The following is a 26803-nucleotide window of genomic DNA, read 5'->3' on the forward strand; positions in this document are numbered from 1 at the left end:
ATCAACCAGCGGCGGAGAGAAGTCCGGTTTGGTTCGCAGATGGTTTCAGAATATCGTCTGATATAATCGGACAGTTTAAGTATCGGGACGGCGACATTCCGGTATGACCGACGCAACACCCCCGATGTCATCGGTGCTCCGGGCGTTCGACGTACTGACTGTTCTCTGGGAAGTAAACGGCGCCGGCCCGTCGGAGGTCGCGACGCGGATGGACGTACCGAAGAGCACGGCTCACGTCTATCTCCACACGCTCGAGGAGACTGGCTACGTCGTCAACGACGGCGGCGAGTACCGGCTCAGCCACCAGTTCCTGGCGACGGGATCGCGAATTAAACACCGCAACAGCCTCTTTCAGGCGGCGGAGCCGAAACTCCGCGAACTCGCGATGGAGACGGGCGAACTCATCACTCTGGTCATCGAGGAAGCTGGTCAGTCCGTAATCCTCCACAAGGAAACTGGCGACCGGTCGCTCGAACTGGGTATCTACTCGGGGATGATCACGCCGTTGCACTCGAACGCAACCGGAAAAGCGATTCTCGCCAATCTTCCACCGGAGCGGACGGACGAAATCATCGAGACCCACGGGCTCACGCCGTTGACAGAGAAGACGGTCACCGACGAGGAGCGGTTACGAACCGAGCTCGACTCGATCCGGGAACAGGGGTACGCAGTCGACTGGGATCAACAGGTCAAGGGAATGGGGCTAATCGGGGCACCGATCGAGATCGACGGCGAACTCAAGGGTGCAGTCGGTATCGCGGGGCCGACGGGGCGGATCCAGGACGAGACGTATCAGACCACGCTCCGACAGGAACTCCAGGGGACGATCGATTCGATTACGATCAAGTATCGGTACGGCACGTGACTCGAGGTGATACCGTCGTATCGGGGGGTCCATTACCGGAAACGATCACGAACGACAAACGTTCGCTAAGAAGAAACCCACTGGTTCAGTTCCGCCAGCGAACGGGACCATTGATCTGAAGACGTGCTGACCGTACAGCCATCGTGAAACCAATTGCGTGCTGACTGTCGGACCCTAGCCGGTCGATCCGAGATCGAGTTGATCCCAGATCGAGTGCCTGTGGGCAACTCGAGCGTGGGCTTCGACTCGAAACCGGCGTCGCCAAACGTCGGTCGGCGGCGGGTGTCGCGAGCAATTCGTTTCTCGGTAGCGAATACACGTCGATCACTTTTGACTCGTCGTGGGCGAACCTCTCGAGTGGGACGAAACCGCGATCACTGTGACTGGATCGAACACGAGAGAGGAGGATATTCCCTGTTCACAGAGCGCTTGTTCTTCGTGAGAGAACCGTTTGCTGCTCAGGAAACGGGACGGTATCCCGTCGCGAATCGGGCCGATCGGACTGATAGGAACCCTCAGCCGGAGATGCGAATCGCGATGAACAGCATCGTGGCGAAGACGTAGGTCACACCGATGAACAGCGCGACGAGTCGGTTCGGGTCGAGCGGCCTGACGAGACAGGCGAGCGTGACGGCACCTGGGACGGCCCCGGCGAGTGCAGCGACGGTCGGCAGCGGTCCGAACAGACTCGAGACGAGTAGAACGACCAGACAAGCACCGATCAGTCCCCAGGCGATTCGCTGGGCTCGAGTCGGGCCGAGAACGACCGGAAGCGTTCGCTTTGCCAGCCGCCGATCGTGATCGTAGTCGAGCCGGTCGAGCATGATGTTGATTGCCGCGAGCAGCAAAAATAGCGTGAGACAGACGGCGAGGACCGTGTCGCTGACTGTCCCGGTCTGGGTCGCGTAGCCGCCGACCGTCGCGAGGCAGATGCCAAGTGGGTAATCGACGGTGACGGTGAGCGGATGGGTGTCCAGTTGCGGCGCGTGGAAGTAGCCAAGCACGAGCAACGGTGCCGTGGCGACGGCCGCGATCGGCCCGCCGAACTGCCAGAGGAGTCCCAGACAGAGGCCGAACAGGATCGTCGCTACGGCGATCGCGAGACGGATCTCCCGTGGCTCGAGGGGGTTTCTCTCGTCTTCGCCGCGGACGTAGTAGTCCACGTAGCCGTCTTTCAGGTGAGCGACGTAGACGGCCAGACAGACGGCGAACGCGTGGATCGCCCCACTCGAGACCGATATATCGGTCGCGAGCGCCGTGCCGAACACTGACATCGCCGCTCCCGGAACCAGAAATATCGGTTGGACGTGGACCCACAGCCCGTGACCCCTACGCTCGAGTCGCGTTCGCGACGGTACGGATGGATCGGACACGAATTGCCTTACCACATCGCAGTACATCAATAGTGGTCGTTCGAGAGTGATTCGTCCCTTCCGGTGTCGCCTCAGGAAGATCGAAACGATCAGCGACGATGCCCCCGCCGGCTGTTCGAACAACACGTCGACAGAGCCCGCTAGATCGCCGGCAGGGCATACCCGCTCGAGAACGGTCGGATCGTTCGTCCGGAACCGGTGACGAACTTCTCAAGGGTGATCACGCGATAAACGCTACCCTCCGCGGATAGCGAGTCCGGTCGTCGGTCTCGGTGTTCGGTTCCCGCCAGTGGAAAACGCTTTCACCCAGTTTCCCCAATAGCCGGTATGTCGGTAACTGACTTGTTCGATCCCAGGGGTATCGCGGTTGTCGGAGCCTCCGAAACGTCCGGAAAGATCGGCTACGAAGCCATGCAAAACGCGGTCGAGTTCGACGGCCCGGTGTACCCGGTTAACCCGTCGGCGTCCGGGACCATCTTCGGCCGAGAGTTCGTCTCTTCGGTAACCGAGATCGACGGCGAGGTTGATCTGGCGCTGTGTTGCGTGCCGGCGCCGATCGTCCCGGACGTCATCGAAGACTGTGGTAAAGCGGGTATCGGCGGCGCAGTCGTCTTCGCCGGCGGGTTCGGCGAGGCCGGACCGGACGGTGAGGAACTCGAGGAGCGACTCATCGAGGCCGCATCCGAGGGGGACGTCGCGTTGCTCGGGCCGAACACGAGCGGCTTTCTGGTCCCCGAAGAGCATCTCTTCGCGACGTTCGCGACTGACGTCGACACCATCCCCGCCGGCAACGTCGCTGTCGTCGCCCAGAGCGGCGGACTCGCGTACGCCATCGCGTTTCAGGCTGAAAATGAGGGAGTTGGCGTCTCCGCGATGGTTGGGCTCGGCAACCGCGCGAACGTCGGCTTCGAGGAGGCGATCGAGTACTTCGACGGCGACGCGAAGACCGACTCGATCGTCCTCCACGTCGAGGGGACCGACGACGGTCGCGGCCTCCTCGAGACCTGCCGGCGCGTCGAGACGCCGGTCGTCGCCTACAACGTCGGCGAACAGGACGTCGGCGATTTCGCGGAGTCACACACTGGGGCACTCACAGGCGAATACGAACTGTACGAAGCAGGATTCGCCCAGTACGGCGTGCCCACGGTCCGTACGTCGACGGAACTCCTCGATGCCGGCACGGCGCTTGCGTCGTCGCCACGACCGGACGGGCCGAACGTCGGCGTCGTCACGGCCCAGGCTGGCCCGGGGATCGCGATCACGGACCGACTGAAAGCGGCGGGGGCGAACCTCCCCTCGCTCACCGAGGAGACCCAAGACATCGTCGAGGAGATCCTCCCCGGAATCACGTTCTCGGCGAACCCGGTTGATACCGGCCGTCCGATGCCGGAGTTCGGCGACGTCGTCGCCGCCGTCGCTCGCGACGACAACATCGATATCGTTCTCGTCTACGAGCTTTACGAGGGCGGACTGGGGTATCCGACCGACACGCTTGCGGCCGTCGTCGACGAGGTGCAGAAACCGATCGTCTTCGCCAGCGGCGGCCCCGAGGCCGTCATCAACGAAGAGCTCGCCGAACTCGAGGCGCTCGGAATCCCGACCTTCACGGCGCCTGAACGCGGGGCGGACGCGGTCAGCGCGCTCGTCCAGTACGCCAAGCGCAACGCGGGGCCCGACGCGGCCGTTGCGGGCGAGGAGGTGAGCGTCGATGACTGACGCTCTCGAGGCCGCCCGCGACGAGCAGCGCTCCGCGCTGACAGAAGCCGAAGCGAAGGAGTTGCTCGCCAGTCGCGGGCTCTCCGTTCCGGACGGCGAGACGGTCACGTCGTCCGAAGAGGCGGTCGAGGCCGCCGAACGGATCGGTTACCCGGTCGTCGTAAAGGTCGCCTCGCCGGCAGTTCAGCACAAGAGCGAGTGGGGGAGCGGCGTCGGCGTAAACGTGAACCTCACGACCCCCGACGAGGTTCGGACGGCCGCGGTGGACATCTTCGAGGCGGCCGACCGCGAGGGGATCGACGCCGCGGTGTTCGTCGAAGAAGCCGCCGACCTCGAGGCCGGGCTCGAGGTGATCGTCGGCGGCACGCGAGATCCGTCGTTCGGCCCGACCGTTCTCGTCGGCCTTGGCGGGATTACCGTCGAGGTCCTCCAGGACACGAGCCACCGGATCGCCCCGATCTCGACCGCCGAGGCCGTCGCGATGACCCGCGAACTCGAGGCATCGCCGCTGTTCGACGGCTATCGCGGCTCTCCGGCGGTCGATCGGGAGGCCGTCGCCGAGGCGATCGTCACCGTTGGCGAGGTACTTGACGCGAACGAGGAGATCCGCGAGATCGAGATCAACCCGCTACTGGCGGAGTCGGATCGAGCGGTCGCGCTCGACGCGCTCGTCTCGCTCGACGACTGACCGGCGGCTCTCGGCGTTGTCGCGTTCTCGAAAAATCGTCCCGCGGACGAGGATCGTTTCGATCGACTATCAGTCGTCTTTCTGGCTCTTCTGAACGTTGACGTCCTCGAAGGCGAGGTCGCGTTCCGTGACGTCAACGGTCATCGCGCCGACGTCCTCGATCTCGGCGTCGATGGTGTCGCCACCCTCGATCGCGCTGACGCCTTCCGGCGTCCCGGTGGTGATGACGTCCCCGGCTTCGATCGTCGCGCCGATCGAGGCGTACTCGACGATGTCGGCGCAGCTGTAGATCATGCCGCCGGTGTTCTCTTGTTGCTTCGTCTCGCCGTTGAGTTGGAGTTCCATCTCGAGGTCGTGGGGATCGTCGAACTCGTCGGGGGTCGTGACGCAGGGACCGATGATGGTGAACGTGTCGTAGGACTTGCGGTTCGAGCGGTCCTGGTCGCCGCGAACGGAGACGTCGAGCAGGATCGTGTAGCCGAGAATAGCGCCCCAGACGTCGTCGGCGTCGATGTCCTTGACGTCCTCGCCCATGACGAAGCCGAGTTCGATCTCGTGGTCGACCCGTCGGTCGTTGAAGGGGAGTTCGATGCCGTCCTCAGGGCCGGCGACGCTCGAGGGCGCCTTGAGGAAGTAGCCCTTGTCCTCGATGGTGAACCACTCCTCGGTGACGATGTCCTTGTCGGCCAGGGCCTCTTCGACGTGGTTCTCGTAGTTCAGCGGCGCCGCGATGACCTTCCCGGGGCGGCGGACGGGAGACTCGATGGTGACCTCCTCGCGGTCGTAGTCAGCGTCCTCACTTTCGTACTCGCTGGCGTCTAAGTCCTTGCGGGCGTATTCCTTGAGCGGGTCGTTCGTCTCGAGACCGAGGTCGTCGGTCACGTCGATGATGCCGTCGTCGTCGGTCAGGAGTCCGAGCCGATCGTCGTTGAATCTAACGAGTCGCATGGTAGACCCACTGCGATCCGACCACATAAAACATCCTCTCTCGGTCTCGCACGTTCGAACAATAGTGAGGGATTGCGATCGGAACGGCGTCGCACCGCCTCCACGGTTTGGTAGGCTGTCCTCGGACCGATAACGGAAGGCGATCAGCCGATCCGATCATCATACGGTCTGCTGTACGTCGGTACAGGAGCGACCGCAGGACGAAACGCGGCCGCTCCGGTAAAACGCTACAGCGAACCGTATCAGTCGTTGGCGGCGATCTGGTCGTCGAAGACGGTGTCCGAGTCGAAGACGTTGCGACAGTCCTCACACACCATCTGTTGATCCATCGCGTACTCCCAGAGTTTGCCGCCGCAGTCCAGACAGTCGAAGTGTGCCCGAACGAACGGACTGTGCTCCGCGTACGGATTCTCGAACTCTGCCATACGCGTACGGTACGTCCGCCGACCAATAAAGGATTCCCCATACCGATGATCTCGGGGACGGTGGCTCGAGCACGAGACGGGGAACGAAAACCACTATCGGGAGCGCGCCTGGGACGCGTAGTCACCGCTCGAGTCCGAGCGTCCATCGAAAAACGGACCGTGGCCGTGTGATCGCCGCCGTCAGTCGCTACTCGTTTGGCGCGGATTCGGCGTAGAAGTTGAACGCCTCGAACACGGGTCGGTCGGTCATGCCCAGGAGGATCGCTTCCTCGCCGTCCGGCTCGTGGCTGTGGAGTTCGTTCGGCGGGACCACGAAAATGTCCCACTGCCCCCACTCGAGGGTCTCGTCGCCGACGTGGGTGACACCCTCGCCCTCGATGACGAAGTAGACCTCCGTGGCATTGTGGAAGTGCGTCTCGGTGGCCTCCTGCAGAAGCTGCGCCCGGAACGACATCGTCGGGAACAGCGGCGCCTGGCCGTTCGCCGGGTTGACGTACGCCATACTGTAGCCGTCGTACGGGTCCGGCGTGGTGTTGTCGGCGCGCTGGCGCAGCGTCTCGAGGGTCTCGTCCCAGCCGAAGCGGTAGGGCGGGGTCGGATCGCGGATCCCCTCGAACGGCCCCGGAATGCCGTCGCCGTTCGACTCGTTGGCGGGACGGGCCTGTCCGAACTGGGAATCCCAGTAGCCCTGGGTCTTCGTGACCGGCTGTCGCTCGAGTTCGTGGTTCTCGAAGACGTTCGAGGAGTTCAGCGAGTCCAAGATCAGCGGCAGATCCAGCACGTCGAGCCACATCGCGGTCTCGTCGGAGTCGTTGACGTGGTCGTGCCACTCCCACTGGGGCGTCGTAATGAGGTCGTTGTTCTCCATCGGGAACTCCTCGCCTGCAACGACGGTCTTCATCTCCTCGTGGCCGTCGATGGTAAAGCGCAGGGCGTTGGCCCCGTGGCGATGGGAGGGCGCCGTCTCACCCGGCGAAACGGTCTGGACGCCGAGATAGATCGTGTTCGAGATGGCGTTGTTCATTCCGGTGTTGATCGGGACCGCGACTCGCCGCTGGAACCCCGGCGGTAGTTCCTCGATCGGCATGTCCTCCTCGACGTTGTCGATCGCCCGCTTGATGTCTTCCCACTTCCAGATGTCCGGCTCGAGATCGTCGTAGGTGTTTCCGAAGTCGTCCTCGACCTCCCACAGCGGCCGGAGGTTGTTCTCCTCGAGGATACTCCGGGTCTCCGAAGTCAGTTCGATACCCTCTTCGGGCTCCTGTTGTGCCATAGGTGTTACAACTGCAAGAATCGGCATAAGTGTGTTGGAGCACGAAGTCGAGAGGTTCCCTGTCGCGCGCAGACCCTACTGTGGGGCTACAGGGACAGATCGGCTCGCGTGGTCTCGTTGCGGTCGGTGATCGAGTCGACGTCGGGTCCTTCGCTCAATCGGAAGTGGCCGACGTTTGGAATCTTTCGAGAGGGTAGTACTGACCAAAAGGGAATGAATTTAGGTATTCGCGCCACAGACTGTGAGTATGGTACTAGAACGAGACCTCGAAGCGGTCACAGCGAAGCGAAACGACCTGCCATCTGCCGCCGACGTCTACGACGAGGGCGAGGACATCCCCATCGAGGACGTGTTCGACGACGCGTTCGTGCAGGCGCGGACCGAGTTCGAAACCTTCGACGAACTGGTCGCGGCCAGTCCCAGCGAGGCCGGCTCGGTTGAGGAATTCGAAAAGGTCTCTCACGGCGAGTGGGACGAGTTCGTCGCCGAGTCGACCGAGTTCGACGACGAGGAGGCGTTCGTGTTCGCCGCTCGTGATCACTGGGTCGCCAAGCGACTGCAATTGGTCTGAGCCGTATCGCTTTTCGCGCGTCGCGCGCGGCGCAGTCCGAATAGACGCGTCGTTCGGTCGGCGCTTTCGAGAACCGAGATGCGACTAGATCTGCTGCTCGAGGCGCTCGTATTCGCCGTTCGATCGAGCGACGCGTAAGCGACTGCTGTTCGGATCGATGTCTCGAGCGACGTGAAGACCGCGAGCGCTCCTCGAAAGCGCGAGGAAAAAGCCGAACCGAGCGGATGCTCAGTAGTTACCGGTCGAGACGATCGGCGGCGCTTCGTGGGGGCCGTACGGCGCGTCGTCGAGCCACTCTCCGGCGACCTCGAAGTAGTCAGATAGCTCGGCCGCGACTTCCTTCCGGAGTACCGTCTCTGGATCGTCGCCCTGGAGATATTCCAGGGCCTGACCGGCCGCACTGAGGTTGAACTCGGCGGCCTTCTCGCGGCGCGCGGCGAACAGTTCGATCTCGTTGTGTGCAACGCCCTCCGTCGTGGCGTCGAGCGCGACGGAGATAGCCGAGGCTGCTTCGTCCGCATCGGGGACCCCGGAGTTCATCCCGCGAGCGCCAAACGGCGCGAGCAGGTGGGCGGCCTCGCCGGCGAGCAGGACTCGGCGGTGCTCGTCGACGAAGGTGTCGGCCATCACCTGGAGGAAGTGATAGGTCGAGACCCACTTCAGCTTGTCCTCGTACTCCTCACCCATGATGTCTCGGACGAACTCCCGCATCTGTTCTTCGCCGCTGATTTCCCCGGGATCGTCGTCGCCGATACACTGGATGTCGAGGCGCCAGCCGCCGGTGAACGGAACGAGCAAGACGTTTCGACCGTCGGCCTCGGGCGCGTCGTAGTGGAACATCCGCTCGAGCCCGGGATGGTCGTCCTCGATCGCTTCGTCCTCGACGTCGGCGATGATGAAGGCGTTCTCGGACTGATCGCCCTCGAAATTCGCACCGATTTCCTTGCGGACCTGCGAGCCGCCGCCGTCGGCGCCGACCAGGTACTCCGTCTTCCACTCGCGCCCGTCACCGGTCTCGACGGTGACGCCGTCAGGCGAGGAATCGACCGAAACGACCTCGGACTCCCAGTGGATCTCGATACCGGCGTCCTCGAGCGCCTCGTGCATGTACCGCTCGGTGACGACCTGCGGGACGCTGGTGAAGTGCGGGATGTCACCCGAGCCGCCGGGCGAGTCGTACGTCCGGTTGAACACCTCTTTTCCCTTGTAGAGTGTCCTGCGAGTCGGCCAGACGAGACCCTCATCGACGAGGTCCGTTCCGAGTCCGGGGCAGATCCGTTCGAACGTTCGAAGCGTCGCGCCATGGACGTAGATCGCACGACTCCCGTCCCGATCCCGGTCTTCGGGTTCGGCCTCGAGAATCGCCGTCTCGATTCCGCGCGCGTTCAATGCGAGTGCTGCCGTCATACCGACTGGCCCGGCGCCTGCAACTAGGGCTGGTTTGTCGTTCGTATCGCCGCTCATTGTCGGTAGTGATGGACCACGGTATCATAGTAGTTGTGGTCGTCCACTGTTTATGGACCATTAGGTTACAAAAGTCGATGTTAGAGGTTTTAGCATTACGTTCAACGATAGCAGAGGATCGCTCAGAGTGTTTAAACATGCTCGAGACGAGAACACACCAGATGTAGATGCCGACGGTACCGTAACGGCCCGAAATCCACGATACCTGCGTGCGAGTGAGAATTTTCGTGGTCCAACAGTCGAGTTCCCGTCAGTCGTTCGCCACTGACTTTCGTCGGCAGCACCCGCGTTTCCTCACAGCGAACTAAACAGCGATGTCCGCAGAACACGACGGAGATGAGAAAGGGATAGTATCCAGTTGAAGTTGCGCTATTCCCCAACAGGTTGAATTATGCCGTTCACCACACGCCTTCGGTGCCGCGACATCGAGCCAATAGTTGGCAGGGCACTCGATCCGTCACACGAATATTGCACACAGTACGTCTACCGGCGGTATCTCGGCAGGACGCGATCGGCAAACTGCCAAGCAGTACTATCGACAGTGACGGTTTCCGTCCGGCTGCACTGCTGTATACTCCGTAATCCATGCCAGGGTGAGGTTACAGTTATCGAGATAGGAAACTCATAGGTTACAAAGATCGTTCGAGCGCCAATTTAGTAAATGCTTGTAATGTTATTAGCCATATTAGTTGCAAACCCAACGGTATGAGGGGAGAATGGTCCACGTTCGTCGATTTTTTACAATAGTACAATCGTCAATGAAGATGGTCCACGCTGAGACGGACCGAATAGTTGCGACAGGGACGGTATCAACCGTAAGCGAACGCAGCAAACGGGCTAAAGAGGGGGCCGTCGGCAATCAGCGCCATTGAGGGCAACTGCGCGGCGGAGTGCAGTCCCACGAAAAATCGGACGACCTGTCATATCGTCTGCTGTGACGATGTACAGGTGCAGTCGCAGAACGGTCACGTTGGCGCCGAAAATGACGTACCGCAATCCGTCTCAGTTGTCGGTCGTGTCGAGCAGCACCGTACGGTCCGATCTCAAGATGACATCCTGTGCAACGCTGCCGAACAGCGCCTTTCCGGTCGGCGAGCGCTTTCGCCCGGCGAGGCTGATCACGTCGGCGTCGAGCGCCTCTGCCTCGTCCAGAATGTTTCGAACAGCGTCACCGCTTGATTGGCGGATTTCGACGTCGAAACCCGCCTCCTCAAGGCTGTCGAGAGCCACAGAAACCGACTTGAGATTCCTCGCGTCGGCCCCCTCGCCGTCCGCTCGAAAGACGTGATAGAGAACGAGATCCGTCTCATCCGTCTGCAATGGTAAGCTGGTAATCGACTCGACCTGTTCTTTCGCTCGTGTAACGTCCGTGTCGATGCTGACTAGTATCGTTGTCATGAATATCGCGGTTTGTGTCGTATTCTCTCGTTCTGCACGACCAATTCGTCTTTCGATCTGAATTTGGGTAGGAGGACTATTAATTCCCTGGATTTACTGTCTCGCAACTGGCCCGTTCGCGAGGAGCGAACGGTGGCGGTCGTCACAGTGCCCTCAGAGAACACAGAGTACCAGCAGGAAGGCGACGGTGTTGCTTCGAAGAGAGCCCTTCGCGAATCATCGATTCGTGCAACCACGGAAATCACCGATTTCCGGACGACCAGGCACTCGGGCTGCTCCGCCTGTAGATTGAGTAACTTGTGAAATCGCCAGCGAGCAGTGTGACACGTATTGTTGGACGCCGTTCTCGACGCGACCACAGGTCGGTCGCAGTTGCTCTGTAGATCGGGACTGACGACAGTTGTGTCAAATATTCTCCAGTGATTCGCGCAGGTCGTCGGGCACTTCGATGCCGCTGTCCCCGTCGAGCGGAACGCAGACGCGGTATTCGGTCCCCTCGAAGACGACATCGCTCTCGTGTGTTGCTCGATAGTTGAACTCGATGCTCGAGTCGCCAACGGTCGCGTCCAGTTCGATTTCGACCTCGTCGCCGCCGTTGACCTGACTCGTGAAGTCGAAGTCCATCGATACGAGGGGCAACCCCAGGCCGTATCGATCGTTGAGTTCCCAGTAGGGCCATCCGATCTCGTCCATACACATATCCGACGTCTCGTGGATCGCGTCGATCATCCGTGGATAGTGGGCGATACCAAACGGATCAGTGTCCGAAAATCGAACGGTCCAGGTGCGTGTAAAGCTCATGCGTTGGTGTTCCAAAACGAGTTCGCAGGTGTGATAAAGTTACTGCCGAACGGTGGGTCACTGGATGTAACACCCTTTAATTGAGATCGATGTGTCATCACAGTAGGTTGCAAGTGAGGAGTACAACAAGGATGTGATGGCAGTCATCGTACGAGTAGCCCTCACAGATGGCTGCTCGTACCGTCGACCGTTACCCCCGTCGCCCGAACACCACACCGGGCGAATACCAGCGCTCGCTTTCGAGGTCGACGCTCCCCTCGCTGCGGGTCCGTTCGGAACAGACCGTCCGAGAGCCAGGTGCGAAGGCGGGTCTAACGGGAGTCGTGAACCGCTCGTGGACGCAGGAGAAAACGTCAACGTTACTTGTCCGTTTTGCGAACCGGAGACTGTGACGCGATTTCAACGGAGCGGATCGAGCCCCCGAACGGGACCCCGTAGAGCTACCCACGGGACCCTCCACAGACACGAACTAATTCAGTTATGACTGCGACTCCCCCCACTTCGATCGAGGAGACCGACGCCGGGCCGGCGACCGACGAACGGGCCGGTTACGACTACGTTTCGGACGACGTCGAGCGACCAGAACTGGTCGCCGACCTTCGGAACAGGATCGCAGGCGACGTCCGGTTCGACACGTACACCCGTCAGCTGTACGCGACCGACGCCAGCGCGTACCAGGAGACGCCGATCGGCGTCGTCTTCCCGACGACGACCGAAGACGTCTCGAGCGCCGTTTCCTACTGCGCCGAACGCGGAATTCCCGTCCTCCCGCGGGGCGGCGGCACGAGCCTCGCCGGACAGGCGGTCAACGAGGCCGTCGTCCTCGATTTCACTCGCCACATGGACGACATCGTCTCGGTCGACCCGGACGAGCGGCGAGCGCGCGTCCAGTCGGGAGTCGTTCTCGAGGAACTCAACGAGACCCTCGCCGGCCACGGGCTGAAGTTCGCTCCCGATCCGGCCGCGGGGAACCGCAGCGTTATCGGTGGCGCGATTGGTAACAACTCGACGGGCGCTCACTCGCTGGTCTACGGAAAGACCGATGCCTACGTCGAGACCTGCGAGGTCGTCCTCGCCGACGGGACGGTCGCCACGCTCGGCGAGATCGACGTCGATGAACTCCGAGCGCAGGCCGACCCCGACGGCGACCTCCTCGAGCGCGTCTCCGCCGAGGTCGTCCGCATCATCGACGACGAGGCCGACGCGGTCCGTGATCGCTTCCCGAACCTGAAGCGAAACGTCTCCGGCTACAACCTCGATATGCTCGTCGCGGAGGCCGAGACCGGCACCGTGAACCTCGCACGCCTGCTCGCGGGCAGCGAGGGAACCCTCGCCGTCGTCACCGAAGCCGAGGTCTCTCTCGAGCCGGTCCCGGAAACGAAGGCCGTCTCCCTGCTGTTCTACGAGAGCGTTCTCGAGGCCGTGACGGACGTTCAGTACGTCCTCGAGCACGATCCGGCGGCAGTGGAGCTCATCGACGACGTGCTCATCGGACTGGCACGAAACACGGCGGACTTCGAGGAGGTCGCGTCTCTCGTCCCGGAGGACGCTGAAGCGGCGCTGCTGATCGAGTTCTACGCCGACGACGACGAGCACGGCCGAGAACAGACCGGTGGCCTCCTCTCCGACCGCGTGCCGGGAACCGAGAGCGCGGTCGCCTCGTCCGACGATCCAACGGACGTCGACGAGACCTTCGCCTTCGAGGGCCTCGAAGCCCACGCCGAGGCCGACCGCGAGCAGTTCTGGAAGCTGCGCAAGGCAGGCCTCCCGATTCTCCTCTCGCGGACCTCCGACGAGAAGCACATCTCCTTCATGGAGGACTGTGCGATCCCGCCGGCACACCTGCCCGAGTTCGTCGAACGATTCCAGTCGCTGCTCGTCGAGAAGGGGCGGGACGTCGATGCGGCGTTCTACGCCCACGCGGGACCGGGTGTCCTCCACGTTCGCCCGCTGGTGAACACGAAGGCGGCCGACGACCGCGCGGACATGGTCGAGATCGCCGACGAAGTGACCGACATGGTCGTCGAGTTCGGCGGCTCCGTCTCGGGCGAACACGGCGACGGCCGCGCCCGGACCCAATGGAATCGCAAGCTCTACGGCGAGGAGCTCTGGGAGGCGTTCCGCGAACTGAAGACGGCGTTCGACCCCGACTGGCTGCTCAACCCCGGAAACGTCTGTGGCGACCACGACATGACGGAGAACCTCCGGTACGACACCGACTACAGCCACGACGCCGGGTTCGATCCCGCACTCAACTGGGACAACGAGAACGGCATGCAGGGAATGGTCGAACTCTGTCACGGCTGTGGCGGCTGCCGGGGCGACCAGGAGACCACCGGTGGCGTGATGTGTCCGACCTACCGCGCCGCCGAAGAAGAAGTCACCACCACTCGCGGCCGCGCGAACCTCCTCCGAAACGCGATGAGCGGCGAGTTGCCCGACGACCCGACCGACGACGAGTTCGTCGAGGAGGTCCTCGACCTCTGTATCGGCTGCAAGGGCTGTGCGCGGGACTGCCCGAGCGAAGTCGACATGGCCAAACTCAAGACCGAGGTCATGCACGAACGCCACCAGGAACACGGCGCGAGCCTCCGCGACAAACTCTTCGCGAACTTCGACCGGCTCGCACCGCTGGGCAGCGCCCTCGCTCCCCTCTCGAACCTCGCGCAGTCGCTGCCCGGCGCCGGAGTGATCGGTGAGAAGACGGTCGGAATCGCCCGCGAACGGTCGCTGCCGGAGTTCCATCGCGAGACGGTCCAGGATTGGTTCGAGGCCCGCGGGGGCCCTCGCGTTCCCGAAGCCGAAGCCGAGCGGAAGGCAGTCTTCTTCGTAGACACCTACACGAACTACAGCCACCCCGACGTCGGCAAGGCGACGATTCGCGTCCTCGAGGCCGCCGGGGTCCACGTCGACGTCGCTCGACGGACCGACAGCGGTCGGCCGCCGCTCTCGAAGGGGTTCGTCGACAAGGCTCGTGAGACGATGCGGGCGAACGTCGCCGAACTCGCACCCCGCATCGACGACGGTTGGGACGTCGTCCTCGCGGAACCCTCCGACGCGGTAATGTTCCAGTCGGACGCGCTCGACCTGCTCGGCGGCAGTAGCGTCGAGTCGGTTGCGGCGAACACGTACGGCGTCTCCGAGTACCTCGACACGTATCGGCTCGATGCGAACATCGACTGGGCGGCGCCGTCTGATTCGCTTGCCTACCACGGTCACTGCCACCAGAAGGCCACGAAGAAAGACCATCACGCGGTCGGCGTCCTTCGGCGCGCCGGCTACGCCGTCGATCCGTTGGACTCGGGCTGTTGTGGGATGGCCGGCTCCTTCGGCTACGAGGCCGAACACTACTCGCTGAGCCAGTCGATCGGCGACATCTTAGTCGACCAAATCGACGACAGCGAGGCAACCGTCGTCACCGCGCCGGGGACCTCCTGTCGGACCCAACTCGGTGACAAGCGCGTCGAGCCCGTTCCCGCCGAGAGCGCGCTGGCCGGCAGCGATCTCGACAGGTCGGAGCCGCCGACCCCGATCGAACTACTCGCTTACGCACTGCCGCGATAGCGGCCGACCATCGCGGCTCGAGCAGCGGTCTCGCTGTGACACGGCTCATCCCAACGGTGTACCCGATCGCACGTTGCCTGATCAGTCCGTGGGCGACGGTGTCAACTGATACTCGAGACGACAGTAGAGCGCACAACACGGTGCCCCACGGCTGTTCACAGTATCTGTAACACCGTTTCCCGGCCAGAAGAGGTGAGTGACTCCCCACGTAGTCTCGAGTGCGCTGCTCCGTCTTGCTCCCTGTCTCAACCGAAGGTGGGAATCACTCAATAGATTCGGTTCGAAGGCGATCGGCTCACGGGACTCGTGGACGTCCTCGGCGTACTTCGCACACACCTACGTCCCTCCTGATCCGGCGATTCGGGCCGTCTCGCCCGTCCTGTCTGGAAACTACGTCCGCAGTGAAACGTAGTTTCTTGAACAGCGGTGGGAATCGAAGAGGGAGCGCACCGATCCAACGTTCCTCATGAGGTACAAATCGAACCGGTCTTGTTTACGATCTACTATAAAAACAGTATTGGTGTTTATATTATTGGCAATATCTTGACCAGAGCCGTTCTCTGACATCGACTTCACAGTACTCCATTTGAACCAGACTATATTGTATAGCCATTTAACGACCCTGAAAGGGTGATTTCTTGAGATAGTGGGTCGCCTCTCATAGCCGTCAACGGATGAAATCTGACATTCTTGCCATTTCTCGCCCACATAGGGCAGAATGAGATTGTAATAGAGATATAAGAAAATTGTATGACAACTAGATAGATGTTTCAGCAATTGTTTCGGAAGAATTCTCTCGAGGTTATGCATCCTGCGACCCACAATACAAAACTATTAATATATTTTATTCGAATGAGAGTGATTATTCTAAGAATCCGTTGGACGCCGTCAAGCCAGTCTAGATTCGGCTCCAGTCCACCCATCCAAACGTACCGTTGAACGAGACCGGTATCCCAGATATCCATATCATATGTACGGCGGTCGTGAGATATCGGGTACTCTTTTTACAGTGCATCCCCACGAACAATTACAATGGATGAAGACGATTCCTTCGACGTTTCTCCGCGCGATATCGCCATTCTGAAAGCAAGAGTTGATCATCCAACCTCGTCCACGCGAGAACTCAGTCGGATCCTCGAGGAAGAGTACGGTATCACGCTCTCTCACAATCGGATCAACGAGATTCTGCGGACGATGTCCGAACAGGAAATCTTTCGGGAAACGATCCTTCCGAACCGAGAAATATTCCGACACTACCTGTTCCGTATTTCGTTTAACTTCCCGAACTTCGAGGACAACTGGCGGGACTGTTACGATGCGCTCCAGAGTGATCCCCACGTACTGATGTTCTTTACCGCGGACAGCAACTACCAGTGGCACGCGATTTCACAGTTCCGAACGGATGATGAGATGGAACGATGGGTCCACAATTTCTTTAAGGAGCACGGGAACCTCATTTCGGAGTTCCACAACACTATGCTTCATAGCGTTCACAAATTCCAAACGGAAGCGGCCGTCTTCGATACCATTCTCGCGGAAACCGAAGAAGGACGACAGTATCTGGAGCACGACGAGTAACTGTGTTAAAAATAGATCGGTAGCCGATTGTTTATCTTCGATAAGAGCTACCCCTTTGCTAGTTATAGTACATTTCCGACTATGAGTCTGTATGGAGTAAGTGATCTCTTCGATGCGACCGGAATTCGGAGACGCCGATCGCCGCATACAAAGCCGATAGCGAGGACCTGATCGAGTGCGTCCAATCTCACACCGGTGCGCCGATTCAGCACCCCGCGACTTCCGAAGAGACCCTCGCCAGTGAGAGAGTTGTTTTCGTAGAGTTGGTGGCCGAACTTCTAGATGTCTGCCGTACGATCGCGGACACGCCGATCCCCGCTGGGAAAACGCGGCGTAGTCACCGTTCAGGCCGGCCGGAGCATTGTTGACACCAAACTCATCGAGTGCGGTGTCGAGTTTCCCAAGCTACACGATGAAACGCATGAACGCATCGGCGACCTCCTGCAAGAGATCACCTACACGGAGAACTCGGTCGACGTCGGCCGCCTGCTGCCCCGAGTTCGGTCAGGTCATCGGCGCCGTCAACCGCGGCGACAACGTCGACTTCGTCAACAATATCTACGAGGATTCACTCGGCAATCCCATTGCGGAACTGGAGATCTCTCGTGTCGCGCCATCACGAATTCGATGTCGTCGCGCTCGCCGATGGACTCGTTCAACGGGAGCGTCTGCTTGCTTGGAATGCCGAACAGGGTGTCGATCCCGTTCGTCGCCGGGCGATCGATGACGGCTTCGTTACTTCGCATACTGTCCCGTATTCGCCGACGTAACCGGTGCGACCGTGGCGATCGCGTCTTCTAAGAGTTCGCCGGCGATGGCGAGTTCGCGGTCTCTGACGTCGAGCGGCGGGAGCAGTCGAAGCGACTTCCGTCCGCAGCCGAGCGTGAGCAGGCCGCGCTGGAGCGCCGCCTCCATCACGTCGTCGCGATGCTCCGCGGTGTCGAACTCGATCGCGGCCATGAGACCGAGCCCGCGGACGTCCTCGACGACGGCGTCGTACTCGTCCTGCATGGCGGTTAGTCGCTCGAGGAGGGCCGCACCTTTCTGCGCCGCGTTGGCCATCAGGTTGTGGTCCTCGATCGCGGCGAGCGTCAGCGCCCCCTGCATGGACGCGATGACGTCACCGGCGCCCCACGTCGAAGAGATGCGGGCGGTCTCGTCGGGGAAGAGCTCCGCCCGACCGATCGTCGCGCCGACGCGGAGCGCCTTGGCCGACGTGATGATGTCGGGATCGAACGCGAAGTGGTCCGAGGCCCACATCTCCCCGGTCCGTCCGACACCGCTCTGGATCTCGTCGGCGATCAGCGGAATGTCGTACTCGGTGCAGAGCTCGTCGACGGCGGCCATAAACTCCGCGCTGGGAACGCGGTAGCCGCCCTCGCCTTGCACTGGCTCGAGAATCAGGAACGCGACCTGTTCGGCGGGGATGTGGCCGTGTTTGGGGTCGAGTTTCTCCCGGAGGCGTTCGACGCCGGCAAGGTTGTGAGGGACGTCGTGAATGCCGCTGAGTTCGGGAAAGTCGCGCCGGTGGACCGACTTCGAGCGGTTCAGCGAGAGGGCCCCGAGCGTTCGGCCGTGGAACGCCCCCTCGAACGTCAGCCCGTACTTCGGCTGCTCGCAGTGATCGTAACAGATCTTCATCGCGTTCTCGACGGCCTCCGCCCCGGAGTTCGAGAGGAACACGGTGTCCATGTCGTACTGACTGGTGATATCGGTCAGCGTGTTCATGAGGTGGGCGGGCCCCGGCAGTTCGCTCTCCTCCGGCGGGCCGCCGGTGCTGATGTAGAAGTCCTGGCCGGCGATTTTCAGCGGATCGACGAGGTCGAACTCACGGAGTTTGTCCATCAGCATCGGGTTGTTGTACCCGAGCGGGGCGGCGGCGACGTGGCTCGTGAAGTCGAGCAGGACGTTGCCGTCGGCGTCCGTACAGAAGGGACCTTCCGCGTCAGCAGTGATATCCCAGACGAAGTCGTAGACGTAGGTCGTCTTCGCTGCAGCCTGGTGGTGGTACTCGATCGACTCGGACGCGACGGGCCCTGGAAGTTGCTCTACGGTCGGCTCTGCGGTCTCGCGGTCCATACGGAAATGTGACCGTCACTGTACTTAAGCAATTACCTTCATAAATAGGGCCCTCGGTGGAAGTCACGACGGCGACACGATCCCCGACGGGCGGTCACTCACCGATCGATCTGTGCGGTCTCGAGGTTCACTTCGATCAAATTCGCGGCCTCGATGACGCGTTTCGGCATTGTCGAGCGGAACCTATCGTCCGAAAGCCGGCTCGTGGGCGCCGTCACGCTCACCGCGCCGACGACGGTCTCGTCCGAATCGAGGATCGGCGCGCCGACGGCCCGCATGCCGCGGATCTCCTCCTCGTCGTTGAGCGCGTAGCCGCGCTCGCGGATCTCGGCGAGCGTCTCGCGGAGCGTGGGTGCGTCCGTGATCGTGTTTTTCGTCTGCCCTTCGAACTCGTGTGCCTCGAGAATCGCGTCGCGCCGATCCGACGGGAGGTGGGCGAGGATCGCCTTGCCGGCCGCGGTGTCGTGGAAGTACTGCGGCGTCTCGCGCATGCGAAGATGGTAGTCCTTCGCGATGGCGCGGTCCCCGTGGCTCTCGTACAGCACGGCGATCCGATTTCGCTCCTCGGCGATCAGGTGGACGTACTCGCCGGTTCGATCCGCGAGGTCGTCGATCACGTCGTGACCGGCTACGTACAGGCCCGTTTCGTTCCGGACGTGCTCGCCGAGGGCAATGAACCGAAAGCTGAGTCGATACTCCCCCTCCCGTTTCGTCACGAATCCGGAGTCGACGAGCGTCTGCAGGTACGTGTAGACGGTTCCTTTCGTCAGATCGATCTCCGCCGAGATCTCCGCGAGCGTCCCGCCTTGCAGCCGTTTGACGACGTCGATGATGTCGGAGCCCGTTCGCACCGATTTGATCCGTCTCGGTTCGGTTTCCCCGTCGGGATCGGGTGTCATATACGATGATACTGTACGCGGAACTTAAGTATTTGCAATGATCAAACATCGCTCGCCGAAACCGGCCGCGTCGCGTTCCAACTCAGACTGGCACAATCGGCGTATCAATCAGAACCGCGTCTAAGAAAAAGACGTGGAGAGGAGAACTACTGCCCCGATATCGCGTCAGTGGTACTCTCACACTCCGATCGAACTCGGTGATGCGGCTAACGACGCGCAGTATCACACTGCCCAGCACTGTCAGATCAGCCGACTAATGTTTGATAGTTACAAACATACTGCAACAGGTGTTACAGATTACATTCGTATGTCTGTAACGAATTGTGGAAGATGACCAATCGCCACAACCGATCGACCAATATTAATAGACGCTCATACACTCAATACGTTTTATCGCCCAACGTATCAACTTTACACATAAAATAGAGTGAGAATGTCCAGCTCGAGATCCACTGCGACGTCGCCGGGTTAACGTCGCGGATTTCAAATCGCGGTGAGAAGAGCGGGCCGTTCTACCAGTCAAACCGGTTGTAACCGATTATACGAGCCGATGTCTGCTTCGCGTGACAGCCGATTTCAGCCACACCCACATTCTCATATATCAAATGTACGCACGAGTAGTACTACCATGCGACGAACCGAGTCAGGACTCACGACGGTAGGAAACATGGGGTCGGACGCGATAGTTACATTCGACACGCTCACCGAACTGGCGTTCCGAACGGAGACGGGCGTCACCGCAGACTGGCGAAACTCGGTGTGGTCACCGAATCGCGACGCCGGGACGCGCGCCGGTGTGGTCCCCGCTTCGGACGACGAACTCGCCGTTGACCAGCACGTGGTGGATGCCGTCGGGATAGACAGCCGGGTCGACGAACGAACCGCCCTGTCCGACGGTCTCGGGATCGAAGACGGTGAGATCCGCCCAGAGACCCTCCTTGAGAACGCCGCGGTCCTCGAGCCCCAACCGGGCTGCCGGCTGCCCCGTCATCTTGTAGACAGCCGTCTCGAGCGAGACGACGCCGCGTTCGCGGACGTAATGGCCGAGAACGCGGGGGAACGTCCCGTAGCTTCGCGGGTGGGGGACGCCGTCGCCGAGGGGGCCGGTCGGCCGCAGCGAGTTCCCGTCGCTGCCGATCATCGTGAGTTCGTGGGCCATGACCTCCTCGACGTCCGAATCGCGCATACAGAAGTGGATGTGTCTCGTCCGGACCCGGTCTTCGATCAGCAGGTCGATGACGATCTCCGCGGGGGGCCGGGACTCGCCGTCGCGTTCGGCGAGTTCGGCGACCGTCTGCCCCTGGACGTTCTCGAGGTCGGGCGTCCGAACGTTGGTAATGAGAATATCCCCCCACGAGTCGGTGTTGGCCTCAAGTTCCTCCCGGATCTCCGCTCGCGTCTCTTCGTCCGTCAGCCGGTCGAGTATCGCGTCGGTCCCACCCTCGCGGGCCCACGTCGGCAGGCGCGCGCCGAGACTGGTGGACGACGCGGTGTAGGGGTACTGCTCGCACTGGATTTCGACGCCGTCGCGGTCGCGGGCGCGTTGCATTCGGTCCAGGGTGTACTTGACCTTCCCCCAGTTGTCGCGGCCGACGGCCTTGTGATGTGAGACCTGTACCGGCACGCCCGCACGGTCGCCGATCTCGATGGCCTCCTCGAGCGCCTCGAAGATGTCGTCACCTTCGCTTCGCATGTGCGTGGCGTACAGTTTGTCGTGGTCTGCGACGACCGACGCTAACTCGACGAGTTCCTCGGTGTCGGCGAACGCGCCGGGCGTGTAGATCAGCCCCGTTGAGAGTCCAACCGCGCCGTCCGAAAGCGCTTCGTCGACGATCGCTTTCATCTCCTCGAGTTCGTCGGCCGTCGGTTCGCGGTCCTCGTAGCCGAGGACGGGGATCCGCGCGTTTTCGTGCCCGATCAGCGAGCCGACGTTGAGCGAGACGCCGCCGGCGTCCGCGCCCTCGAGGTGGTCGAGGTAGTCGCCCATCGACTCCCACGCCGACGTATCGACAACGTCGCCGACGCCCCGGTAGGCGAAGCCCTCGTCGACGTCCTCGGCGCCCTCTCCGTACCGCGGCGCCGCGCTCGTTCCACAGTTGCCGACGATCTCGAGAGTCACGCCCTGCCTGACCTTGCTGTGGGCGTCCCGGTTCGCGGGGAGCGTGAAATCCGAGTGCGTGTGGATGTCGATGAAGCCGGGTGCGACGACGGCGCCGTCGGCGTCGAGTTCGGTTCCGGCCGATCCCGGGACGTCCCCGACGGCGGCGATCCGGCCGTCGCTGACGGCGACGTCGCCGTCGAACCACGGTGCGCCCGTACCGTCGATCACTCGAGCGTTCCGAACGACCGTGTCGTATTCTATCATGAACCGGTGAACTCCCTTCACGCGTTAAAAACCAGCCCCTTGGAAGATAGGTCGGGCCCGCGGCCGGCAGCGGGCGGACGGGCCACGACTCACGCGCTTCGACGCTTGGTATCCCTCAGGAGTCCGACATCGCCGGCGTTCCGGACGCGACGATGGCCGACTACTTCGACGAGGGTCGAGACGCGTGTTCGGCGAGGTTCGAGACGCGTATTCGGACAGCGTCACACGGCGAACTGGATCGCAGCAGCGTGGCCTACTCAGCCGAAAGAAGCCCCGACGATCGCGTGGTAGCGCTGCCGGAACCGGTACAACTGCACCTGCTCGTAGACGGCGTTCGTGAGCAGACAGGCGAAGCGGCCGCGCTCGAGGTCGATCCACAGCGACGTTCCAGTAAACCCCGTGTGGCCGATCGATCGATCGGACCACTGCGGCGCCGGAATCAGCGCCGTCGCGACGCGCCAGCCGTACCCCTGTGCGGCGGTGTCCGTCCCGCTCCGTCGAACCGGCAGGCAGTCGACGGTCGGCGCGGCGAGCAGTCGGCTCCCGCCAGAGGTATCTGCATCTGCGAGCACCGCCTGTGCGTAGCGAGCGACGTCTCGAGCCGGCGCGAACAGGCCGGCGTTGCCGCTCTCGCCGTTCATCGCGTTCGCGATCGGATCGTTGATCGCGTTTCGACGCGCCCCGAGTCCGCGCTCGTGCTCGTAGGTCTCGACGACACCCGGATCGGGGTCGTCGTACGGCCCGAGCGAGGAGCCGTCCATTCCGGCGGGCTCGAAGACGTGATCCTCGGCGAGGTCCGCGAGCGATCGCCCGGTGACCTGCCGAAGCGCTTCGGCGAGGTGGACGTAGTTCAGACAGCTGTAAACGTAGCCGTCGCCGATCCGTCGGTCGAACAGCTGTCGATCGTAGAGATCCGCGAGCGCGTCGTCGACGCCGTCCCACGCGTCGGAGTAGGCGTAGGGCTGCAGGCCGGACGTGTGGGTCACCAGCCGCCAGAGCGGAATCTCGCCGCGGCGGCGGCGCTCGAGGGCGGGGACGTGCTCTCCAAGTTCGTCCGTCAGCGTCAGCGCGCCGCGCTCGAGAAGACGAAAGAGGATCGTCGTCGTGACGATCGGTTTGGTGAGCGAGGCGACGTCGAACGGCGTCTCGAGTCCGACGGGAGTCTCGTCGGTCGGCGACTGCTGCCCGATTGCCACCTCGACGGAGCAGTCGTCGGCGGTGCCAGCGACGGCGGCGGCCGCCGTGTAGTACTGGCGCTCTAGCCCTTCTTCGAGGAGGGATCGAACGCGCGCCGTGGTCGGATCGTCGGCGTCGCCACGCTGCGACTCGATTCGGCGAGTATCGTTGACTGTCATCTCAGACGGGGGAGTCGGGAACAACGTCGGGATCGGGAACGATACCGTGGCCGGGGCCGAATAGATCGTGTGTTGGGCCCTTCGAAACGTCGGTTATGCCGCGTTCGAACGAGAGATTGCCGTCGAGATCGACGTACGAGAAGTCGCCGAGTCCGGCGACCAGGTGGGCGCTGGCGTGGAGCCCGAGAGCGCTCTCGAGCATACAGCCGATCATCACCTCGAGGTTCGCGCCGCGGGCGATTTCGGCGATCGCCGCGCCGTCGGTCAGCCCCGATTTCGCGGCTTTGATATTGATGACGTCGGCGGCCCCCTCCGCCGCGATTCGATGGGCGTCCGCGGGCGTGAAGACGGCCTCGTCGGCGGCAACCGGCACCCGGACGGTCTCGGTGACTCGCCTGAGTCCGCTGATATCGTCCCGATGGACGGGCTGTTCGAGGAGTTCGAGGTCGAACCCTCGATCCTCGGCCTCGTGGGCGAATCGGATCGCTTCCTTCGGCGTCCAGCCCTGATTCGCGTCGACTTTGATCTCCGCGTCGGGCCCGGCGTCCCGGACCGCGGCGACGCGCTCGAGGTCCGAGTCGACGCTCCCGCCGACTTTGACCTTGATCTCGTCGAAACCCGCCTCGAGGGCATCGTTCGTTTCAGCGGCGGCGGTCTCCGGGTCGACGATCGAGACCGTGAGATCGGTTCGAACGGGGGCGGGTTTGCCGCCGAAACACTCCGCGAGGGCGATCCCCCGCTCGCGACAGTAGGCGTCGTACAACGCCGTCTCGAGCGCGAATTTCGAGGAGACGGCCCCCGGAAGCGCCGCATCGAGTTCGGCGACGAGGCCGCGACGGTCTCGCAAATCTCGACCCTCCAGGATGGATGCCCCGGCCTTCGCGCACGCGACCGCGCTCTCGACGGTTTCGCCCGTGATCGGCTCGAGTGGTGCGCCTTCACCCCAGCCGACGACACCCGAGTCCGTCTCGAGTTCGACGAGCACGTTCGTCGCCCGGTGTTTCGAACCCAGCGAGATCTCGAAGCTGTCGGTCAGCGGTAACTCGAGTTCGTAGACGTCAACCCGATCGACGATCATGACTGACCCTCCGGGAGCAGTCGCTTCGTTGCCGACATCGATTCGTCGAGCGATTCGACGTACCGTTCGTCGTCCGGGTCGAAGCTGTTGATCGTCACCGCTTCGGCGCTGCCGTAGGCGTGGATGTACTCGCTCCCGCCGAGACTGATCGCGACGTGTCCCGGGAAGAAGAGCAGGTCGCCGGGTGCGAGCGCGTCGCGGTCGACGTCCCTCCCCATCGTCGACTGCTGATCGGCATCCCTCGGAAGCGAGACGCCGGCCGCGGCGTAGGAGACCCAGGCCAGCCCGGAGCAGTCGATTCCTGCGGCCGTCATCCCGCCCCACTCGTAGGGCGTCCCGAGGAACTGCCGGGCGACGGAAACGACGTGGTCGCCGGCCCCCACCGGTCTCCGCTCGCTGACGCTCGAGGCGGGAAGCGTCGCTCGAGCGCCGGTTCTGAACGAGACCGAAATCTCGTCACCGTCGGCGGCGCGCGACTCGAGCCGGCAGTCGACGCCCGCGGGAACGGTCTCCAGCGCGGTTTCCGACTCGTCGACCACGTCGGCCGGCGCGGCGGTGACGACCGCGTCTGCGGTCCATTCGCCCCCCGTGGGTTCGGCGACGGTCGTCAGCGCGCCGTCGTCGACCCAGCCGAGGTAGCCGCCGGGCGTCCGGACCCGCCGCCACCCGTCGCGTCCGTCGTACGCGGTCACCGCGGCTCCGTAGAGGAGTTTCGTGACCTGCTCGGCATCATCGTCGGGCGCGCCGCGAACGGAGAGCACGCGACGGTCGGGGGCTCGGGGCTCACTCCCGTCCTCGAGCACAGCGAGTTCGTCGCGAACCTCGCGCACGCTCGCTCGCTCGACCGCGTCGACGACGGCCCGCCGCAGGCGGTCGGTCTGGACGATTCCCGAGAGCGTAACCGGACCCTCCGTCCCTCGCTCCGGCGTCTCGACGTCGACCTCGAGACAGGTCACGCGCTGGTCGGGCGCGTACGCGGCCCTCGCTCGCTGGACGGCGAGGCGCTCACTGGAGGTCATCCGGCACCTCCGCGTTAGCGACGACGTCCGCCGCGCGTTCGGGTCGGCGAATCACGTCGACGTCGCCGTTCGACCGCGCGAGCAACACCGGCGGCTTCGGCTGGGCGTTCGTGTGCGAGGCGCTGCCCAGCGAGTACGCGCCGATTCGATCGACCGCGAGCAGGTCGCCGCGCTCGAGCGGCGGCAACGAGACGTCTTCGGAGATGACGTCGCCGGAGTAACAGAGCGGCCCCGCGACGTGGTAGCGTTCGCTGCGTTCGCCGTCCGCGAGGGCGTAGATCGGGTACGGCCAGTACGACGACACCGCGTTCGTGCCGGCGTCGAGCACCGCGAACGTCGTGTGCGGCGTCTCCTTGACGACGCCGACGGACGACACCAGGGTTCCGGCGTTGCCGACGAGCCGTCGACCCGGCTCGAGAAAGAGCGTCGGCAGCGACAGGTCGAGTTCGGCGGCCGTCTCGCGGACCGTCGTCGCGATCTCCGCGATGATCTCCTCGGTGTCGGGAACCGGGCCGTCGTAGGGAACGGGAAAGCCGCCGCCGAGGTCGAGCACGTCGATCTCGACGTCGAGTTCGTCCCGAATGTCGGCCGCGAACGACAGCATCTCGCGGGCGGCGACGGCGTACGGTTCGACGCCGCGGATCTGGCTGCCGATGTGGAGTTGGACGCCGGCGAGTTCGACCGCGGGCGCCGACGCGGCCCGCTCGGCGACCGCCATCGCCCGACCGGAGTCGGTGTCGAGACCGAACTTCGTCTCCCGCGTCGCCGTCGCCACCTCGGGATGGGTTGGCACCTCCATCGCGGGGTTTCCACGAACGAGCACCTTCGGCCGCGCCCCCGTCGTTTCGGCGGCCTCGATCAATCGCTCGAGTTCCGTCGCGTTGTCGACGAGAAGGTACTCGACGCCGAGGGAGAGCGCGCGCTCGACGTCCTCGGGGCGGCGATTCATTCCGGTCAGCAGCAGCTCCTCGGGTTCGTAGCCGGCCGTCAGCGCCGCTGATAGCTCGCCCCGGGCGTACGCCTCGGCGTGACAGCCCTCGTCGCGAAGCACTGAGAGGATGCCGGGGTTGTAGTTCGCCTTCACGGCGAAGTGGACGACGGAGTCCGGGTACTGCTCGTCGAGCGCCCCACGAAGCGTTCGGTAGTTCTCTCTGATATCGTCCTCGAAGAAGACGTACGCCGGCGTCCCGTGCGAAGAGATGAGTTCGGATTCGATTCCGGAGAGCCGTTCTCTCCGTTCCTGTAGTTCCATTACCCACAGTAGGCGCAGGTATCGGGGAAAACACACCCCCTCGCATACTAGGCGCTCGTTTCTCACCGACGCCGGCGGAAGCGACGTCCATG

20 protein-coding genes and 1 pseudogene are annotated in these 26803 nt (G+C 62.7%); 6 read left to right on the plus strand and 15 right to left on the minus strand.

Annotated elements, in window-relative coordinates; genetic code table 11:
* Nucleotides 1-103: 103 nt before the first annotated feature.
* On the plus strand, nt 104-865 hold the full coding sequence (locus tag BLT08_RS15985; protein ID WP_090309837.1) for an IclR family transcriptional regulator: 762 nt from the start codon (nt 104-106) through the stop codon (nt 863-865).
* Between the two features lie 515 nt (nt 866-1380).
* Here BLT08_RS15985 and BLT08_RS15990 read toward each other — a convergent pair.
* On the minus strand, nt 1381-2139 hold the full coding sequence (locus tag BLT08_RS15990; protein ID WP_245724246.1) for a UbiA family prenyltransferase: 759 nt from the start codon (nt 2137-2139) through the stop codon (nt 1381-1383).
* A gap of 426 nt (nt 2140-2565) precedes the next feature.
* Here BLT08_RS15990 and BLT08_RS15995 point away from each other — a divergent pair, with 426 nt between their 5' ends.
* Together BLT08_RS15995 and BLT08_RS16000 are read left to right on the plus strand one after the other, a co-directional pair.
* A complete protein-coding gene (locus tag BLT08_RS15995) occupies nt 2566-3954 on the plus strand; it encodes an acetate--CoA ligase family protein (RefSeq protein ID WP_090309843.1) in 1389 nt (462 codons plus the stop codon).
* The gene (locus tag BLT08_RS16000) at nt 3947-4642 is read left to right on the plus strand and encodes an acetate--CoA ligase family protein (RefSeq protein WP_090309845.1); all 696 of its coding nucleotides are present in this window, start codon (nt 3947-3949) and stop codon (nt 4640-4642) included. The genes BLT08_RS15995 and BLT08_RS16000 overlap by 8 nt, the downstream gene beginning before the upstream one ends.
* Before the next feature lie 69 nt (nt 4643-4711).
* On the opposite strand, the gene BLT08_RS16005 is transcribed toward BLT08_RS16000, so the two are convergent.
* The 3 genes from BLT08_RS16005 to BLT08_RS16015 all read right to left on the minus strand — a co-directional run bounded on the left by BLT08_RS16005 (nt 4712) and on the right by BLT08_RS16015 (nt 7288).
* Nucleotides 4712-5590: a fumarylacetoacetate hydrolase family protein gene (locus tag BLT08_RS16005; RefSeq protein ID WP_090309850.1), complete on the minus strand. Its 879-nt coding sequence runs from the start codon at nt 5588-5590 to the stop codon at nt 4712-4714.
* A gap of 242 nt (nt 5591-5832) precedes the next feature.
* The gene (locus BLT08_RS16010; RefSeq protein ID WP_090309853.1) at nt 5833-6015 is read right to left on the minus strand and encodes a hypothetical protein; all 183 of its coding nucleotides are present in this window, start codon (nt 6013-6015) and stop codon (nt 5833-5835) included.
* A 187-nt stretch (nt 6016-6202) separates the two neighbouring features.
* A complete protein-coding gene (locus tag BLT08_RS16015) occupies nt 6203-7288 on the minus strand; it encodes a cupin domain-containing protein (protein ID WP_090309857.1) in 1086 nt (361 codons plus the stop codon).
* A 247-nt stretch (nt 7289-7535) separates the two neighbouring features.
* Here BLT08_RS16015 and BLT08_RS16020 point away from each other — a divergent pair, with 247 nt between their 5' ends.
* A complete protein-coding gene (locus tag BLT08_RS16020; RefSeq protein WP_090309860.1) occupies nt 7536-7859 on the plus strand; it encodes a hypothetical protein in 324 nt (107 codons plus the stop codon).
* Nucleotides 7860-8087: 228 nt separating this feature from the next.
* On the opposite strand, the gene BLT08_RS16025 is transcribed toward BLT08_RS16020, so the two are convergent.
* The 3 genes from BLT08_RS16025 to BLT08_RS16035 all read right to left on the minus strand — a co-directional run bounded on the left by BLT08_RS16025 (nt 8088) and on the right by BLT08_RS16035 (nt 11522).
* The gene (locus tag BLT08_RS16025; protein ID WP_090309863.1) at nt 8088-9323 is read right to left on the minus strand and encodes an FAD-dependent monooxygenase; all 1236 of its coding nucleotides are present in this window, start codon (nt 9321-9323) and stop codon (nt 8088-8090) included.
* Nucleotides 9324-10325: 1002 nt separating this feature from the next.
* On the minus strand, nt 10326-10721 hold the full coding sequence (locus BLT08_RS16030) for a universal stress protein (RefSeq protein WP_090309866.1): 396 nt from the start codon (nt 10719-10721) through the stop codon (nt 10326-10328).
* Nucleotides 10722-11126: 405 nt separating this feature from the next.
* Nucleotides 11127-11522: an acyl-CoA thioesterase gene (locus BLT08_RS16035; protein ID WP_090309869.1), complete on the minus strand. Its 396-nt coding sequence runs from the start codon at nt 11520-11522 to the stop codon at nt 11127-11129.
* Nucleotides 11523-12002: 480 nt separating this feature from the next.
* Between BLT08_RS16035 and BLT08_RS16040 the strand changes: the two genes are divergently transcribed.
* Complete coding sequence (locus BLT08_RS16040) at nt 12003-15086, plus strand: FAD-binding and (Fe-S)-binding domain-containing protein (protein WP_090309872.1); 3084 nt, start codon at nt 12003-12005, stop codon at nt 15084-15086.
* Between the two features lie 1032 nt (nt 15087-16118).
* Nucleotides 16119-16664, plus strand: a complete 546-nt coding sequence (locus tag BLT08_RS16045) for a helix-turn-helix domain-containing protein (protein WP_090309875.1) — start codon at nt 16119-16121, stop codon at nt 16662-16664.
* A 602-nt stretch (nt 16665-17266) separates the two neighbouring features.
* On the opposite strand, the pseudogene BLT08_RS16050 reads toward BLT08_RS16045, so the two are convergent.
* The 8 genes and pseudogenes from BLT08_RS16050 to lysA all read right to left on the minus strand — a co-directional run.
* A pseudogene (locus tag BLT08_RS16050) lies at nt 17267-17410 on the minus strand (thiamine pyrophosphate-binding protein); the annotation flags it as partial.
* Nucleotides 17400-18743, minus strand: coding sequence for a class-III pyridoxal-phosphate-dependent aminotransferase (locus tag BLT08_RS16055; protein WP_090309881.1), 1344 nt, complete (start codon nt 18741-18743; stop codon nt 17400-17402). The pseudogene BLT08_RS16050 and the gene BLT08_RS16055, both read right to left, overlap by 11 nt.
* Nucleotides 18744-18841: 98 nt before the next feature.
* On the minus strand, nt 18842-19642 hold the full coding sequence (locus BLT08_RS16060; RefSeq protein ID WP_090309884.1) for an IclR family transcriptional regulator: 801 nt from the start codon (nt 19640-19642) through the stop codon (nt 18842-18844).
* Between the two features lie 763 nt (nt 19643-20405).
* A complete protein-coding gene (locus BLT08_RS16065; RefSeq protein ID WP_175529345.1) occupies nt 20406-22007 on the minus strand; it encodes an N-acyl-D-amino-acid deacylase family protein in 1602 nt (533 codons plus the stop codon).
* A gap of 257 nt (nt 22008-22264) precedes the next feature.
* Entirely contained in the window at nt 22265-23362 is a 1098-nt protein-coding gene (locus tag BLT08_RS16070) for a serine hydrolase domain-containing protein (RefSeq protein WP_090309888.1), read from the minus strand.
* Between the two features lies 1 nt (nt 23363).
* Nucleotides 23364-24440 (minus strand): dipeptide epimerase, encoded by a 1077-nt coding sequence (locus BLT08_RS16075; protein ID WP_090309891.1) that lies wholly within the window; start codon nt 24438-24440, stop codon nt 23364-23366.
* Complete coding sequence (locus tag BLT08_RS16080; protein WP_090309894.1) at nt 24437-25459, minus strand: NlpC/P60 family protein; 1023 nt, start codon at nt 25457-25459, stop codon at nt 24437-24439. The genes BLT08_RS16075 and BLT08_RS16080 overlap by 4 nt, the downstream gene beginning before the upstream one ends.
* Nucleotides 25446-26711, minus strand: coding sequence for a diaminopimelate decarboxylase (gene lysA / locus BLT08_RS16085; protein ID WP_090309897.1), 1266 nt, complete (start codon nt 26709-26711; stop codon nt 25446-25448). The genes BLT08_RS16080 and lysA overlap by 14 nt, the downstream gene beginning before the upstream one ends.
* Between the last annotated feature and the right edge of the window lie 92 nt (nt 26712-26803).

The sequence above is a fragment of the Natronorubrum texcoconense genome (genome assembly GCF_900100335.1).
Lineage (GTDB): Archaea > Halobacteriota > Halobacteria > Halobacteriales > Natrialbaceae > Natronorubrum > Natronorubrum texcoconense.